The organism is Streptomyces yunnanensis, assembly GCF_029011865.1.
Lineage (GTDB): Bacteria > Actinomycetota > Actinomycetes > Streptomycetales > Streptomycetaceae > Streptomyces > Streptomyces yunnanensis.
The window spans coordinates 4,002,497-4,016,591 of sequence record NZ_CP095749.1 but is presented as its reverse complement, the minus strand read 5'-3'; the positions used below and the strand labels follow the sequence as shown (position 1 = coordinate 4,016,591).

The window sequence follows — 14,095 nt, the reverse complement described above, 5'->3', positions numbered from 1 at the left end:
ATACGCGGTGGCACGCAACGGCAGGTACGGGGGAGGCCGATGACTGGCAACGAGGTGCCCGCGCAGCCGGGGGAGCCGGGTGGCCGGCCACGCTTGCGCAAGGAATCCGCGGGCGCTGCGGCGCCCGCACCGCTCCACACGACCCCGCCCGGGGCCAGCGAGGCCACCCGCCTGCTGTGCGCCGGGACGTACCTCGACGAGACCTTCCGCGACGCCGTCATCGACGAGCTCTACGTCCACGAGGAGCGGTTCGCCGCCCCCTCCCTGGGCATCGACGCGGCCCGGGTGCTCGCCCACGCCCTGCGCGCCCGCCGGCTCGAACTCGGCTGGTCGGCGGCGATCCTGCTGGTGTGGATCGTGGCCATCCCGCTGTCCCAGGGGATGGCGACGGCCTACCTCGGCCCGGTCGTCCTGCTGGGCCTGGCCCGTTTCGTCCGCGGGCTGTCGGCGACGTCGTGGTGGGCCCGGTCCGTCTCCTTCTCCCTGCGCTGGTACGCCCGGATCTCGCTGACGCTCTTCATGGTGGGCCTGGCGCTGCTGGCCTTCGCCAGCAGCCTGCCGCGGTTCCTGCCGGCGCTGTCGCCGCTCGCCCTGATCGACGCCCTGCTCGCCGAGATCGGCGTCACGCAAGCGTCGTCCTACGGCGGCGGATGGAGCGATCTGGGCGGTGCCCTGGGCACCTCGGACCTGGGCGTTCCGACCGTGTTCGCGATCTGGGTGGCGCTGCTGCTGCCGGTGCTGGTGGCCGTCCTGGTCGCGCTCCAGCGGGGCCAGTTCGCCCGCGCGCTGGCCCGCGAACTGTCCCGGGAGCGCTTCCCCGACGTGATGGCCGACCCGGCCGAGCGCGCCGAGGGCCTGCGCTTCCAGCGGCTGCGCGAGCGGGTGCGGACCGAGCAGCACGGGCCGCTGGTGATGTACCGCCCCGGTGACCCGTTCTGCGGCGCCGGCGAGCCGTTCAAACCCTGGTCGCTGTCGGTGGAGTTGGTCCCCCGGGCCGACGGCACCGCCGTGCCGCTGGACAACGGCGAGATCCTCGCCCGGATCGTCCCCCTCGTCGAGGCGCTGCGGGTGCCGTCCGGCTCACCGGCGATGGCGGACGCGGTCCGCGACCGGCTGCGCGCCCTGGAAGTCGACCAGTGCGTCTTCCTGCCGGTCGACGGCCTGCCGACCCGCGCCGCCGCGCCGTACGACCCGGTGGCCTTCGAGGCGCACCGGGTCGCCGCCCTGGAGGAGGGCGGCGAGACCCGCCGGCACTTCCTGCGGATCCGGGTCGGCGGTTGGCACGAGGGCGTGGTCACCACGGTCTTCGTCCGGGTCCACACCCAGGGCGGCATGCTGATGATGGAGGTGGCGCCGCACGTGCTGTGGCCGCTGCGCCCGCTCTTCCAGAACGCCGACCGGATCGCCCACCAGTACCGTCACCACCACCACTTCGGCAAGGCGGTCTGGGCGCTGACCCGCAGCCCCCGCACCGCCGGCGAGGCCCTGCTCACCCTGCTGCGCGGAGTGGGCGGCGGATGGCGCCTGGCCACCGAGGGCCACGGCGCCGCCCTCCCGGAGGGCCCCGCCGCGGCCGTCCGCGAACTGGGCTCGATCGGCGAGGCGTCGCTCTTCCAATACATGGACGTCGCCCGCTACTTGAAGACCATCCAGCAGCGGGTGGCGGCCGGAGTGAAGAGCGCGCTGCACGACGCGGGCTACCAGACCGCCGAGTTCGAGCAGCGCATCGTGCACGTCGCCGACGGCGGGGTCTACGTCGAGTCCGCGCAGGGCGCCGTCGGCATCGGCGACCACAACACCATCACCAACAACGGCGACCCCGCTCCCAAGAGCGACTCCGCCTCCCCGAAGGGCAGGTCCTGACGTGGCATCAGACGACACATCCGGCAAGGGCATCCACATCGGCAGCGTCCAGGGCGCCTTCGCCATCGGCGACCACAACACCGTCACCCACCACGGCGCCAACGTCCAGGGCGCCGGCGCGACCGTCGACCCGGCCCACGAGGAGCTGCTGCGGGCCGTCCGCGCCCTGCGCGAGGACCTCGGCCGGGCCGTGGAGACCCCCGAGGTCCGGGCCCTGACCGCCGAACTCGCCGGCACCGAGGAGGAGATCACCGGCACCGGCGCCGCCGCCCCCGGCCGGCTGGCCCGGCTGCGCGAGGTGCTGACCGACGCGAGCGCCGTGGTGGGGCTGCTGTCCTCCGGTGCGGCGGTGGTGCAGTCGGTCGCCGCCCTCCTGGGAGGCTGACCGGCCGTGCCCGCAGGCTCCGGACCGCGCTGGAACCCCGACACCCAGTCCTGGGAGACCGGCCCCACGCGTCCCACCCGCCCGTACACCGGCCCGATGCCGCCCCGCCCGGCCGCGCCGCCGACCGCCCCCGGGCCGACGGCCGGCCCCACCGCGCCCGCGTACCCGCCCGGCCCGTCGTACGACCCGGGCGCCGACACCCCGGGCGGGCCCGTCCCCGACCCGGCCGCCGGCCGCCGGACCCGGATCCTGATCGCCGGTGCGGTGGCCGCCGTCGTCGTGGTCGGTGCCGGCGGCGGCTACCTCCTGTGGGGCCGGGGTGCCGACGTCCGGCCGGCCGCCCGGCCGACGGCCTCGGCGAGCAGCGCCACCGCCGCCGCCCCGACCGGCTCCGCAACGGCCTCCGCGTCGCCCACCGCCTCCGCGTCCGCCACGTCCGTCCCCAGCGGCTACCACCTCGTCCACGACGAGAAGGGCTTCACGCTCGCGGTCCCCGACGGCTGGCAGCGCGAGCTCCGCCCCACCGGGGTCTTCTACACCTCGCCGGACTCCCGCAGCCTGCTGCAGATCTTCCAGATCACCGAGCCCGACCTCACCCCGCGGCAGGCCCTGGAGCAGGCGTCCAAGGGGCTCTCCGGCAACCCCGGCTACAAGGAACTGGGCATCGAACCGCGCCAGGGCCCGGCCGGCGTCGGCGGCGTCCAGCTGACCTACGCCTACGACAGCGATCGCCTGGGCATCCGGGTCCAGGCCGTGGACTGCGCCTTCACCGTCCCAGACGGCCGCCAGTTCGCGATCCTCGCCCTGGGGCCGGAGTCCGACTGGCCCCGGCAGGAGGGGGTCCAGCAGGTCGCCCTGGCGTCGTTCGCACCCACCGCCTGAGGGGGTCGCGGCCCGGTCCCCGGGCCGCGCCGCCGCCGACCGCTAGCCGGGCAGCTCGGTCCGCTCCCACCACTCGTAGACCGGCAGTCGGCCGTCGGCGGTGTCCCATTCCCGTGCGGTCGGCCGGAAGTGCTCGTAGCCGCCGCGGTACGGGACCTTCAGGTCGCCCCCTCCGGGTTCCACCTCGACGATCCGCTCGCTGATCCCCTCGGGACCGCCCTGGAGTACTGCCTTGGGTGCCTTGCTCGCCATGGCGGCAGTGTCTCGCGCGGCCCGCGGCCGTCCGGGACGGCTCGCCGGGGGCCGGCCGTCAGTCCCGGGGGAAATCCTCCGTCGAGAGGGTCATGCCGAGGATGGTGTCGGTGAGGTCGATCGGTTCGCCGTAGGCGAGGGTGAGGTCGCGCTTGTACGCGCCGTCCTGGGGGTGCGTGAAGACGCGGCAGCGGCCGAGGTAGGGGTCGGCGATGAGGTATACGGGGATGTCGGCGATTGCGTAGGCCGTCTCCTTGGGGCCGTAGTCGTTCATGGCGGTTCCCCGAGAGATGACCTCCGCCACGAACTCGACGTCCTGATAGCGCCAGCAGCCGTTCGTCTTCTCGGCGCCGTCGGAGAGCTTGGCGATATCCGGGCAGAAGCCGTTGCTCTTGCCCGGGAAGTCGATCCGCACATCCGACACCACCTTGGCGTCGCGACCGAAGTGGTCTTCGAGCGCCCACAGGATCCGGCGAATGGTCTGCCAGTGGACGTCCCGCTGCGGCGTCATGAAAACGGTCCCCTCGACGATCTCGACCTTGTATCCCTCGGGGACGGGCATCCGCTCCAGTCGATCGAACAACTGGTCCAACGTCAGCTCACCGGGCTCGGCCATCTCGATCCTGTCGGTCCGCTCAAGGCTGATGGTCATCGTGCCGCTCCTCCCCGCTCCGCCGCGGGATGCGGGGAGCCGCACGGTTCAACGATACGTATGTACGAGCGTCACGCGGGGCTCGGCGTCACGCGGCCTGGGTGCGGTTCTCCAGGGCGGTGATGTCGACGGTCTGGCCGGGGGGCGGGGTGTTCGAGGGGACCGGCCGGTCGTAGTCGCTGAGCAGGATGGTGCTGCTCTCGTCGTCGACCTGAGTGGTGATCTTCAGCGGGTAGTGGGTGCCCTTGATCGCGACGTAGACGGTCTGGGTGGCGTCCTCGGTCTTCTTGACGATGGGCAGAACCCGGGTGCCCTCGTGGGTGGTGGGTCGGCCCTTGCTGAGGGTGACCGCGGGGGGTGACGGCTGATCGGGCGCGGGGGGCTGCGGGGCCACCGACTTCTGGAAGGCGTTCAGGTCGCAGGCGGTGGCCAGGCTCTGGAGGAAGGCGTCGTCGGTGGTGCCGTGGAGGAAGCGGTCCTGGTAGTTGCGGGCCGCCGTGCTGCCCTCGTCGCCGGGCAGCTGGCTCTTCCAGTAGGCGGCGTCGGGCTTCAGCCAGACGTCCTTGCCGCGTTTGATCAGGTCGACCCGGCCGAGCTTGCCCTTGTTGATGTTGCCGTTGCAGTTCCCGTCCTGGTCGAGGGTGAGGTCGAGCTTGGTGTCGTCGGTGGAGGTCTCGGTGCGCATGCGCAGGGATTTCGCGCCGAGGAGTGCGTGCAGGGCGTCGTCGGAGATCTCCTGGGCGGATTTGTGGGCGAGGTCGCCCTCGTCGCCCGGGTCGTCGGCCGGGACCGCGGCGATGCAGGTGGCGGCCAGGGCGGCTCCGGCCGCGCCGCAGGCCAGGGCGGTGAGGGAGCGGCGTCTGCGGGTCATCTCGGCACCTCCCGTCGGGAGGGGTTCCCGGGGGCCGCGGTGGGCCGCCCGGAAGGCTCCCGGGTGGGCATACGGCTATTTAGCGTACTTTCCGGCCTATTCGGACGCATGCGGAGGGGTCGGGCGACCGGGGGTGACTCGTGTCACTTTCGATGAATGTTTGGGCATAGGAGCGGAGCTTTGGGTTAGGGGTCCCGGTTGCTGGCGGGTCGGCGGTTGCCTCAGTGGTGATCACTGGGGGCCCGGGCCGTCGGCGCAACACATCGGTAAGCGGAAGGCAGAAGATCGTCGTGGCGGCAACCGAGACAAACGAGACCATTCACGTAGGCGGGGTGTGGCGGGCGGCCGTCTCCGGCGCCACGCGCGAGGTCCTGGACCCCGCCGACGCCACGACGCTGCAGGTGGTCGCCGAGGGCGGCGCCGAGGACGCCGACGCGGCGGTCGCGGCGGCCAGGGCGGCCTTCGACGGCGGCGCCGGGGTGTGGCCCCGCACGCCGGTCGCCGAGCGGGCGGCGCTGCTGCGCCGGGTCGCCGACCTGCTCCAGCGCGACCGCGAGCAGATCGCCCTGATCGAGAGCCGGGACACCGGCAAGACCCTGGAAGAGGGCGGGGTCGACGTCGACGACGTCACCAACGCCTTCCGCTACTTCGCCGACCTGGTCGCCAACGACAGCGGCGGCCGGGTCGTGGACGCCGGTTCGGCGGACGTGCACAGCGTGGTGGTGCACGAGCCGGTCGGCGTGTGCGCGCTGATCACGCCCTGGAACTACCCGCTGCTCCAGGCGAGTTGGAAGATCGCCCCGGCGCTGGCGGCCGGCAACACCTTCGTGATCAAGCCGAGCGAGGTCACCCCGCTCTCGACGGTGTACCTGATCCGGCTGCTGGTCGAGGCGGGTCTGCCGGAGGGCGTCGCCAACATCGTCACCGGTGCCGGGCTGCCGGTCGGCCAGCGGCTGGCCGACCACCCCGACGTGGACCTCTTCTCGTTCACCGGCGGCCTGGCCAGCGGCACCAAGGCGGGCGCGGCGGCGGTCTCCGGCGCCAAGAAGATCGCCCTGGAGCTGGGCGGGAAGAACCCCAACGTGGTCTTCGCCGACGCCTGCGCCACCGACGAGGGCTTCGACACCGCCGTCGACCAGGCGCTGAACGCGGCGTTCATCCACAGCGGGCAGGTGTGCTCGGCCGGCGCCCGGCTGATCATCGAGGAGTCGGTGCGGGACCGCTTCGTCGCCGAACTCGCCCGCCGCGCCGAGAAGATCAAGCTCGGCCGGGGGACCGAGCCGGGCGTGGAGTGCGGCCCGCTGGTCTCCCAGCAGCAGCTGGACAAGGTCGAGGCGTACGTCGCCTCCGCGCTGACCGAGGGCGCCAGCCTGCGCTGCGGCGGCACCCGCCCCGAGCCCAGCGACGTCCGGCCGGCCGGCGGCTACTTCTACCTGCCGACCGTGCTGGACGGCTGCCACCGCGGGATGAAGGTGGTCCGGGAGGAGACCTTCGGGCCGATCCTCACCGTCGAGACCTTCCGCACCGAGGACGAGGCCGTCGCGCTCGCCAACGACACCGAGTACGGACTGGCCGGCGCGGTGTTCTCCGCCGACACCGCCCGCGCGCGCCGGGTGGCCGCCCGGCTGCGGCACGGCACCGTGTGGATCAACGACTACCACCCCTACCTGCCGCAGGCCGAATGGGGCGGCTTCGGGAAGTCCGGCATCGGGCGCGAACTCGGCCCGAGCGGACTCGACGAGTACCGGGAGAGCAAGCACATCTACGAGAACCTGCGGCCCCAGCCCGTCCGCTGGTTCGCCGGCTGACCGGTACCCACCCGTCACGCCTCCGGCCCGGGATCCAGGCTCCCGGGCCCCAGCGCACTTCGCAGTAAGGAGCACCCCTCATGCCCGTGTACGACTACGTCGTCGTCGGTGGTGGAACCGCCGGTTCCGTCATCGCCTCCCGCCTCGCAGAGGACCCCGACATCACCGTCGCCGTCATCGAGGGCGGCCCCTCCGACATCGACCGCGAGGACGTTCTGACGCTGCGCAAGTGGCTCGGCCTGCTCGGCGGCGATCTGGACTACGAGTACACGACCACCGAGCAGCCCCGCGGCAACTCGCACATCCTGCACAGCCGCGCCAAGGTCCTCGGCGGCTGCTCGTCCCACAACACCCTGATCTCCTTCAAGCCGCTGCCGTCCGACTGGGACGAGTGGGAGGCGGCCGGCGCCACCGGTTGGGGCGCCGCGCAGATGGACCCCTACTACGGCAAGCTGCGCAACAACATCGTGCGGGTGGCCAAGAAGGACCAGAACCAGATCGCCACGGACTGGATCGAGGCCACCAAGACGGCGCTCGGCGTCCCTGAGGTCGTCGGCTTCAACGACGGGCCCTTCGAGGAGGGCGTCGGCTTCTTCGACCTCTCCTACCACCCGGAGAACAACAAGCGGTCCTCCGCCTCCGTCGCCTACCTCCACCCCCACATGGAGGCCGGCGACCGCCCCAACCTCACGCTGATGCTGGAGACCTGGGCGCACAGGCTGGAGCTGGACGGCACCACGGCCAAGGGCGTCCACGTCCGGACCAAGGACGGCGAGGAGGTCTACGTCGAGGCCGCCCGCGAGGTGCTGGTGTGCGCCGGCGCGGTGGACACCCCGCGGCTGCTGATGCACTCCGGCATCGGCCCGAAGGCGGACCTGGAGGCGCTGGGCATCGAGTGCGTCCTCGACCTGCCGGGCGTCGGGGAGAACCTGATCGACCACCCCGAGTCGGTCATCGTCTGGGAGACCGACGGGCCGATCCCCGGCAACTCCGCGATGGACTCCGACGCCGGTCTGTTCGTGAAGCGGGACCCGGGGCACAAGGGCCCGGACCTGATGTTCCACTTCTACCAGATCCCGTTCACCGACAACCCCGAGCGACTGGGCTACGAGCGCCCCGAGCACGGCGTCTCGATGACCCCCAACATCCCCAAGTCCCGCGCCCGCGGCCGGCTCTACCTGACCTCCGCCGACCCCGAGGTCAAGCCCGCCCTGGACTTCAAGTACTTCGCGTACGACGAGAACGGCCTCGACTACGACGGACAGACCCTCGTCGACGGCATCAAGCTGGCGCGCAAGGTCGCCCAGGCCGAGCCGTTCAAGAAGTGGCTCAAGCGCGAGGTCTTCCCCGGCCCCGAGGTCACCGACGACGCGGAGATCAGCGAGCTGGTCCGCAAGGCCGCGCACACCGTCTACCACCCGGCCGGCACCTGCAAGATGGGCGCCAAGGACGACCGACTCGCCGTCGTCGACCCGGAGTTGAAGATCCGCGGCCTGAACGGCATCCGGATCGCCGACGCCTCGGTCTTCCCGACGATGCCCGCGGTGAACCCGATGATCGGCGTGCTGATGGTGGGGGAGAAGTGCGCCGAACTGCTCCGCGAGGCCCCGGCCCAGGGGGGTGATGCGTGATGACCGGTACTGCCGCCGACACCACCGCGGTCCCCAACCCCCGCGAGGCCGGGCAGGGTTCCGCGACGGACACGGGCACGCAGCCCGTGGTGTTCTCCGTACGGAACCTGTGGAAGGTCTTCGGCCCCAAGGCCGAGCGGATCCCCGAGGACGCCTCGGTCACCGACCTCAGCGCCCGGGAGCTGCGCGAACAGACCGGCTGCACCGCCGCCGTCCGCGACGTCTCCTTCGACGTCCGCAAGGGCGAGGTCTTCGTGGTCATGGGGCTCTCCGGCTCCGGCAAGTCCACCCTCGTCCGCTGCCTGACCCGGCTGATCGAGCCGACCAGCGGCGACCTGGAGATGGACGGCGAGGACGTCCGCGCCATGGACCGCACCGCCCTGCGCGAGCTGCGCCGCCGCCGGGCCGCCATGGTCTTCCAGCACTTCGGCCTGCTGCCGCACCGCACCGTCGTCGACAACGTCGCCTACGGGCTGGAGATCCAGGGCGTCGGCAAGTCCGAGCGCCGCGAGCGGGCCGCCGAGATGGTCGACAAGGTCGGCCTGGCCGGCCTGGAGAAGCGCCGCCCCGGCCAGCTCTCCGGCGGCCAGCAGCAGCGCGTCGGCCTGGCCCGCGCGCTCGCCGTGGACCCCGAAGTCCTGCTGTTCGACGAGCCGTTCAGCGCGCTCGACCCGCTCATCCGGCGCGATATGCAGGAGGAGGTCGTCCGCCTGCACCGCGAGGAGGGGCGGACCATGGTCTTCATCACCCACGACCTCGCCGAGGCGCTGCGGATCGGCGACCGGATCGCCCTGATGCGCGACGGGCAGATCGTCCAGCTCGGCACGCCCGAGGAGATCGTCGGCTCGCCGGCCGACGACTACGTCCGCGACTTCGTCCGGGACGTCCCGCGCGAGCAGGTGCTGACCGTGCGCCGCGCGATGCGCCCCGCCGAGGACGGCGAGGCCACCGACGGCCCCGCGCTCACCCCCGACACCCTGATCGCCGACGCCATCGAGGCGGTCGCCCGCTCCGGCGGCCCCGCCCGGGTCGTCGACGGCGGCCGCTGCCTGGGCATCGTCGACAGCGCCTGCCTGCTGAACGTGGTGGCCCGGATCCCGCAGCCGCACCACGACGCCCCGGGGGAGGTGGCCGCCTGATGTACGCCGCCGCCCCCTACCGCGGCGCCAGCCGCGCCGTCGTCCCCCGCGCGCCCGCCGCGAGCCCCCGGGCCCGGCTGCGCGCCGCCCTGTTCCGCCAGTGGCGCCAGGCCCAGCGCACCGCCGCGCTGAACGTGCCGGTCGGCACGGTGAAGCGAGGCCGCGCATGAGTACGGCCGCACCCCCCACCACTCCCGGCGCGCTCGGCGCCGGGAAGCTCAGTCCGATACAGGGCCTGCTGCGCCGCCGTGGCCTCGCCAAGCTCCTGCTGCTCGCCGTCGCCGCGGCGGTCCTGGTCCCGCTCGTCCGGTCCGCGTGGCCCGGCACCTCCTGGCCCGGCGCGCTGACCGTGGACCTCTCCGGTCCGCTCGACCACGCCAGCAACTGGATCATCGACAACCGCGACAGCCACTGGCTGTTCGTCTACGTCCTCGGCCACCTCAGCAACGCCGTGGTGCTCTCCGTCCGCGGCGTCTACCTGCTGCTGCTCGCGCTCGGCTGGACCGGTGTGACGGCCGGCGTGACGCTGCTGGCCTGGCGCGTCGCCGGCCTCCGCATCGCCGCCGTCGCGCTGGTGTCCTTCCTGGTCAGCGGGGCCCTGGGGATGTGGGTCCCGACCATGCAGACGCTGGCGCTGATGATCGTGGCGGTCCTCGCCTCGGTCGTCGTCGGCGCGCTGCTCGGGCTCGCCGCCGGCCTCTCCCCGCGGCTGTTCAAGATCCTCCGCCCGGTGCTGGACACCATGCAGGTGCTCCCGGCCTTCGCCTACCTCCTGCCGGTCGTCATGATCTTCGGCATCGGTGTGCCGGCCGCGCTGCTGGCCACCGTGATCTACGCGGCGCCGCCGATGGCCCGGCTCACCGCGCTCGGGCTGCGCGGCGCGGACGCCGGCGTGCTGGAGGCGGTCTCCTCGCTCGGCGCCACCGGACGCCAGCGGCTGCTGACCGCCCGCCTGCCGCTGGCCCGCAAGGAACTCCTCCTCGGCGTCAACCAGACGATCATGATGGCGCTGTCCATGGCCGTGATCGCCTCGATGATCGGCGCAGCCGGCCTCGGTGACCGCGTCTACCAGGCGCTCGCCTCCGTCGACGTGGGCGCCGCGCTCGCCGCCGCCGTCCCGATCGTGCTGCTGGCCATCGTCATGGACCGCACCACCGCCGCGGCCGGCGAGAAGCTGGGCGCGACGCCGGCCGCCGCCGGCCCGCGGCTGCTGCGCGGCTGGCCCGCCTGGGCCGGTATCGCCGTGATCACCGCCGTGGCCGCGCTCGTCGGCCGGCTGGCCGGTTCCACGATCTGGCCCGCCGGTGCCACGTTCGCCATCGCCCGCCCGGTCAACGACGCCAAGGAGTGGATGGTCAACCACCTCTACTCCGGTGTCCCGGTCGTCGGCGGCACCGCCGACTGGGCCGCGCACTTCACCAACTGGGTGCTCAACCCGCTGCGCGACGGCCTGACCGCGCTGCCCTGGTACGGCGTGCTGCTCATCGTCGCCGCGCTGGCCTGGCTCATCGGCACCTGGCGCACCGCGCTCACCGCCGTCCTGGCGATGGCCGCGATCGGCGTCCTGGGCGTGTGGAAGCCGTCGATGGACACCCTCTCCCAGGTCCTCGCCGCCCTGGCGCTGACCCTGGTGCTGGGCATCGGCGTCGGCATCCTCGCGGCCGGCAGCAAGCGCTTCGAGGCCGTGCTGCGGCCGGTCCTGGACGTCATGCAGACCATGCCGCAGTTCGTCTACCTGATCCCCGTCGTGGCGCTGTTCGCGGTGGGGCGCGCGCCGGCCGCCGCCGCTGCCGTGGTCTACGCGCTGCCGGCCGTCATCCGGATCACCACCCAGGGCCTGCGCCAGGTGGACCCCGGCGCCATGGAGTCCGCCCACTCGTTGGGCGCCACCCGCTGGCAGACCCTCCTCCAGGTCCAACTCCCGCTCGCCCGGCCGGCGTTGCTGCTGGCCGTCAACCAGGGCGTGGTGCTCGTCCTCGCCGTCGTCATCATCGGCGGCCTGGTCGGCGGCGGTGCCCTCGGCTACGACGTGGTCACCGGCCTGGCCACCGGCAACCTCGCCATCGGCCTGGTCGCCGGCGTCGCCATCGTGTGCCTGGGCCTGATGCTCGACCGGGTCACCCAGCCCACGGAACGGCGCACGACCGGGAAGGGAGCCTGACCATGTCCCGCACACCGATACGCCCGCGCACCCTCGCCAAGGCGCTCGCGGCCACGGCCGCGACCGGCGCGCTGCTGGTCTCGCTCTCCGCCTGCGGCAAGGCCGACATGACCAAGCAGGCGTCGCCGTTCGCCGCCGCCAAGGGCTCGAAGTCCGTCACCCTGTCCGTGCAGACCTGGGTCGGCGCCCAGGCCAACGTGGCGGTGGCGAAGTACCTGCTCGAACACGAACTGGGCTACCACGTCGACACCGTCCAGGTGGACGAGATCCCCGCCTGGGACGCGCTCAGCCAGGGCCGGGTCGACGCGATCCTGGAGGACTGGGGCCACCCCGACCAGGAGAAGCGCTACGTCCAGGACAAGAAGACCATCACGGCGGGCGGCGGCAACGGCGTCACCGGACACATCGGCTGGTGGGTGCCCAAGTACTGGGCCGACGCCCACCCCGACGTCACCAACTGGAAGAACCTCAACAAGTACGCCGACCAACTCCGCACCTCGGAGAGCGGCGACAAGGGCCAGCTGATGGACGGCTCGCCGTCCTACGTCACCAACGACAAGGCGCTGGTGAAGAACCTCGGCCTGAACTACCAGGTCGTCTTCGCCGGTTCCGAGGCCGCCCAGATCACCCAGATCCAGCAGTTCGCCAAGCAGAAGAAGCCCTTCCTCACCTACTGGTACGAACCCCAGTGGCTCTTCAACCAGGTGCCGATGGTGGAGGTCAAACTCCCCGCGTACACCGACGCCTGCGCGGCGAAGGGGACCAAGGACCCGCAGTCCATCGACTGCGCGTACCCCACCACCCCCCTCCAGAAGTACTTCAACACCGACTTCGCCAAGAGCGGCAACTCCGCGGCGCGGTTCCTGAAGAACTTCCGCTGGGACAAGAAGGACCAGAACGAGGTCTCCGAAATGATCGCCTCCAACGGCCTCCCGGCCGACGAGGCCGCCAAGAAGTGGGTGGACGAACACCCCGACGTGTGGAAGAGCTGGCTGCCGAACGCCTCGAAGAAGTAGCCACCCACCGCTATGACGCCGTCGGGCGGGCCTGTCACCGTACGGGCCCGCCCGACGGCGTTCACTCCGGCGTGAACTCGTACTGCAACTCGTAGAGATGGCCCGCCTTGGCCATCACGGTGGCCTCGATGGGGCGTTCGCCGTCGCTGTAGACGACACGCAACGTCCGGAGGACCGGAAGACTGCTGGGGAGCTGCAGCGCCGTGTACTGCTCTTGCGTGGGCACTCGCGCGGAGACCCGGTCCACGCTGAGTCGGGGCGGGTGTCCCAGCTCGGCGAGGAGCGTCGGCGTACCGCCCTTGATCTTGCGGCGCTCCATCAACGCGGTGCCGTGGGCGATCTCCAGCGGGTAGTAGGAGGTGACCAGTTCGACGGGCTCGTCGTCGATGAAGAGCACCTGACGGCGGAGCAGCGCCGTGCCGCCCGCTGCCAGCTTCAGTGCCGCAGCGACGTCGGCAGGCGGCGTGGTTTCTGCCACATCGACCAGCTCGCTCCGTGCCTGTGCGCCGAGCTTCGCGGCCTCGGTGAGCCAGCGGTACGGCTCGCCGGTCTGCGCCGGAGCCATGTATGACGCCGGCCGCATGGTCCGCTGTCGGTGCTCGCGGACGGTGACGGCCGCTCCGGGCCGTCCGATGACCAGGCGCTCGTCCTTGAGGAGTTGCAGCGCCTTTTGCACGGTCGCGTTCGAGGCGACAAAACGGGCCGTGAGCTGTGTCGTGGATGGCAGTTTGGCGCCCGGGGCCAGGTCGCCGCTCATGATTTCCTCGCGCAGATCGGCGGCGATGCGTTCATGCAGTGAGCGGCGGTCGTATGCGTCGGCTTCGGTCCTGGGCATGGTCATCCGATCCTGAGCTCGTAACGCAGTCGCTGACGTTGTGCGGGCATCACCATGACGTCGACCTGGATGGGGCGGTCGTCGCTGTCGAGAGTGAGTCGCGTCAGCTGCAGCACGGGCTCGCGCGGGCCGGTCTGCAGCGTCTGCTGCTCCTCCTCGTTCGGCATCCGGGCGATCACGTCCTCACGCACCCGGACGCCCACGTGCCCGAGATCGGCGAGCAGTCTGATCGCGCCACCGGGGATCTTGGCCGTCCCGGCGAGCCGGGTATCGCGGGCGATGTGCGCCGGGTAGAACGTGTCGGTCAACTCGCATGGCGTGTCGTCGAGATACATGATGCGGCGGCGTACGACCACCGCCTCTCCCGCAGGCGCCCCGAGCAACTCGGCCACCTCGGACGGCGCCGCGATCTCCTCGGCGCGGACGATGCGCTGACCGCCCCGTCGGCCCTTGGCCGCGGCCTCGGCCCCCCAAAGGTCGGACGGGCCCTTGTCCCGTGGCCTCACGTACGGCATCGAGGTGCTGACCCACTCGCCTGCGCTCACGGTGTCCTCCCGCCAAGTCGACGATCTTCCGGTGTTGCCGCCCTACACGGTAAGC

General features: G+C 72.0%; 14 protein-coding genes. 9 read left to right on the top strand and 5 right to left on the bottom strand.

The features are described 5' to 3' along the window. Positions 1–39: 39 nt before the first annotated feature. The 3 genes from MOV08_RS17190 to MOV08_RS17180 are packed head-to-tail and all read left to right on the top strand — an operon-like array spanning position 40 to position 3,130. On the top strand, positions 40–1,863 hold the full coding sequence (locus MOV08_RS17190) for a hypothetical protein (protein ID WP_275307957.1): 1,824 nt from the start codon (positions 40–42) through the stop codon (positions 1,861–1,863). A gap of 1 nt (position 1,864) precedes the next feature. After that, positions 1,865–2,248: a hypothetical protein gene (locus MOV08_RS17185; protein ID WP_039633526.1), complete on the top strand. Its 384-nt coding sequence runs from the start codon at positions 1,865–1,867 to the stop codon at positions 2,246–2,248. A gap of 6 nt (positions 2,249–2,254) precedes the next feature. After that, complete coding sequence (locus tag MOV08_RS17180) at positions 2,255–3,130, top strand: hypothetical protein (protein WP_275307956.1); 876 nt, start codon at positions 2,255–2,257, stop codon at positions 3,128–3,130. Positions 3,131–3,172: 42 nt separating this feature from the next. Here the strand turns inward: MOV08_RS17180 and MOV08_RS17175 are convergent, their stop codons facing one another. The 3 genes from MOV08_RS17175 to MOV08_RS17165 all read right to left on the bottom strand — a co-directional run bounded on the left by MOV08_RS17175 (position 3,173) and on the right by MOV08_RS17165 (position 4,905). Beyond that, positions 3,173–3,382: a DUF5988 family protein gene (locus tag MOV08_RS17175; RefSeq protein ID WP_039633522.1), complete on the bottom strand. Its 210-nt coding sequence runs from the start codon at positions 3,380–3,382 to the stop codon at positions 3,173–3,175. A gap of 58 nt (positions 3,383–3,440) precedes the next feature. Then, the gene (locus MOV08_RS17170; RefSeq protein ID WP_039633520.1) at positions 3,441–4,034 is read right to left on the bottom strand and encodes a Uma2 family endonuclease; all 594 of its coding nucleotides are present in this window, start codon (positions 4,032–4,034) and stop codon (positions 3,441–3,443) included. An 88-nt stretch (positions 4,035–4,122) separates the two neighbouring features. Then, complete coding sequence (locus MOV08_RS17165; RefSeq protein WP_275307954.1) at positions 4,123–4,905, bottom strand: hypothetical protein; 783 nt, start codon at positions 4,903–4,905, stop codon at positions 4,123–4,125. Positions 4,906–5,237: 332 nt separating this feature from the next. Here MOV08_RS17165 and MOV08_RS17160 point away from each other — a divergent pair, with 332 nt between their 5' ends. The 6 genes from MOV08_RS17160 (at position 5,238) to MOV08_RS17135 (ending at position 12,660) form a co-directional block, all read left to right on the top strand. After that, positions 5,238–6,713 carry an aldehyde dehydrogenase family protein gene (locus MOV08_RS17160; protein WP_275311811.1) on the top strand — a complete coding sequence of 492 codons (1,476 nt, stop codon included), beginning with the start codon at positions 5,238–5,240 and terminating at the stop codon, positions 6,711–6,713. 80 nt (positions 6,714–6,793) lie between these two features. Further along, entirely contained in the window at positions 6,794–8,344 is a 1,551-nt protein-coding gene (locus MOV08_RS17155) for a GMC family oxidoreductase (protein ID WP_275307952.1), read from the top strand. Further along, positions 8,344–9,483 carry a quaternary amine ABC transporter ATP-binding protein gene (locus tag MOV08_RS17150; protein WP_275307951.1) on the top strand — a complete coding sequence of 380 codons (1,140 nt, stop codon included), beginning with the start codon at positions 8,344–8,346 and terminating at the stop codon, positions 9,481–9,483. Before MOV08_RS17155 ends, MOV08_RS17150 begins: the two co-directional genes overlap by 1 nt. Next, positions 9,483–9,653, top strand: coding sequence for a hypothetical protein (locus MOV08_RS17145; RefSeq protein WP_167390773.1), 171 nt, complete (start codon positions 9,483–9,485; stop codon positions 9,651–9,653). Before MOV08_RS17150 ends, MOV08_RS17145 begins: the two co-directional genes overlap by 1 nt. Continuing rightward, positions 9,650–11,644, top strand: a complete 1,995-nt coding sequence (locus MOV08_RS17140) for an ABC transporter permease subunit (RefSeq protein ID WP_275307950.1) — start codon at positions 9,650–9,652, stop codon at positions 11,642–11,644. Before MOV08_RS17145 ends, MOV08_RS17140 begins: the two co-directional genes overlap by 4 nt. Before the next feature lie 2 nt (positions 11,645–11,646). Then, positions 11,647–12,660, top strand: a complete 1,014-nt coding sequence (locus MOV08_RS17135) for an ABC transporter substrate-binding protein (RefSeq protein ID WP_275307948.1) — start codon at positions 11,647–11,649, stop codon at positions 12,658–12,660. A gap of 61 nt (positions 12,661–12,721) precedes the next feature. On the opposite strand, the gene MOV08_RS17130 is transcribed toward MOV08_RS17135, so the two are convergent. Beyond that, positions 12,722–13,501: a GntR family transcriptional regulator gene (locus tag MOV08_RS17130; protein ID WP_275307947.1), complete on the bottom strand. Its 780-nt coding sequence runs from the start codon at positions 13,499–13,501 to the stop codon at positions 12,722–12,724. Beyond that, a complete protein-coding gene (locus MOV08_RS17125) occupies positions 13,498–14,040 on the bottom strand; it encodes a GntR family transcriptional regulator (protein WP_039633504.1) in 543 nt (180 codons plus the stop codon). Before MOV08_RS17125 ends, MOV08_RS17130 begins: the two co-directional genes overlap by 4 nt. Positions 14,041–14,095 lie beyond the last annotated feature (55 nt).

What these genes read in the sequence shown, in the direction of transcription:
- MOV08_RS17155 (WP_275307952.1), top strand. Translation starts at nt 6,794, where the DNA reads ATGCCCGTGTACGACTACGTCGTCGTCGGTGGTGGAACCGCCGGTTCC.
- MOV08_RS17175 (WP_039633522.1), bottom strand. Translation starts at nt 3,382, where the DNA reads ATGGCGAGCAAGGCACCCAAGGCAGTACTCCAGGGCGGTCCCGAGGGG.
- MOV08_RS17165 (WP_275307954.1), bottom strand. Translation starts at nt 4,905, where the DNA reads ATGACCCGCAGACGCCGCTCCCTCACCGCCCTGGCCTGCGGCGCGGCC.
- MOV08_RS17130 (WP_275307947.1), bottom strand. Translation starts at nt 13,501, where the DNA reads ATGACCATGCCCAGGACCGAAGCCGACGCATACGACCGCCGCTCACTG.
- MOV08_RS17140 (WP_275307950.1), top strand. Translation starts at nt 9,650, where the DNA reads ATGAGTACGGCCGCACCCCCCACCACTCCCGGCGCGCTCGGCGCCGGG.
- MOV08_RS17170 (WP_039633520.1), bottom strand. Translation starts at nt 4,034, where the DNA reads ATGACCATCAGCCTTGAGCGGACCGACAGGATCGAGATGGCCGAGCCC.
- MOV08_RS17135 (WP_275307948.1), top strand. Translation starts at nt 11,647, where the DNA reads ATGTCCCGCACACCGATACGCCCGCGCACCCTCGCCAAGGCGCTCGCG.
- MOV08_RS17190 (WP_275307957.1), top strand. Translation starts at nt 40, where the DNA reads ATGACTGGCAACGAGGTGCCCGCGCAGCCGGGGGAGCCGGGTGGCCGG.
- MOV08_RS17145 (WP_167390773.1), top strand. Translation starts at nt 9,483, where the DNA reads ATGTACGCCGCCGCCCCCTACCGCGGCGCCAGCCGCGCCGTCGTCCCC.
- MOV08_RS17150 (WP_275307951.1), top strand. Translation starts at nt 8,344, where the DNA reads ATGACCGGTACTGCCGCCGACACCACCGCGGTCCCCAACCCCCGCGAG.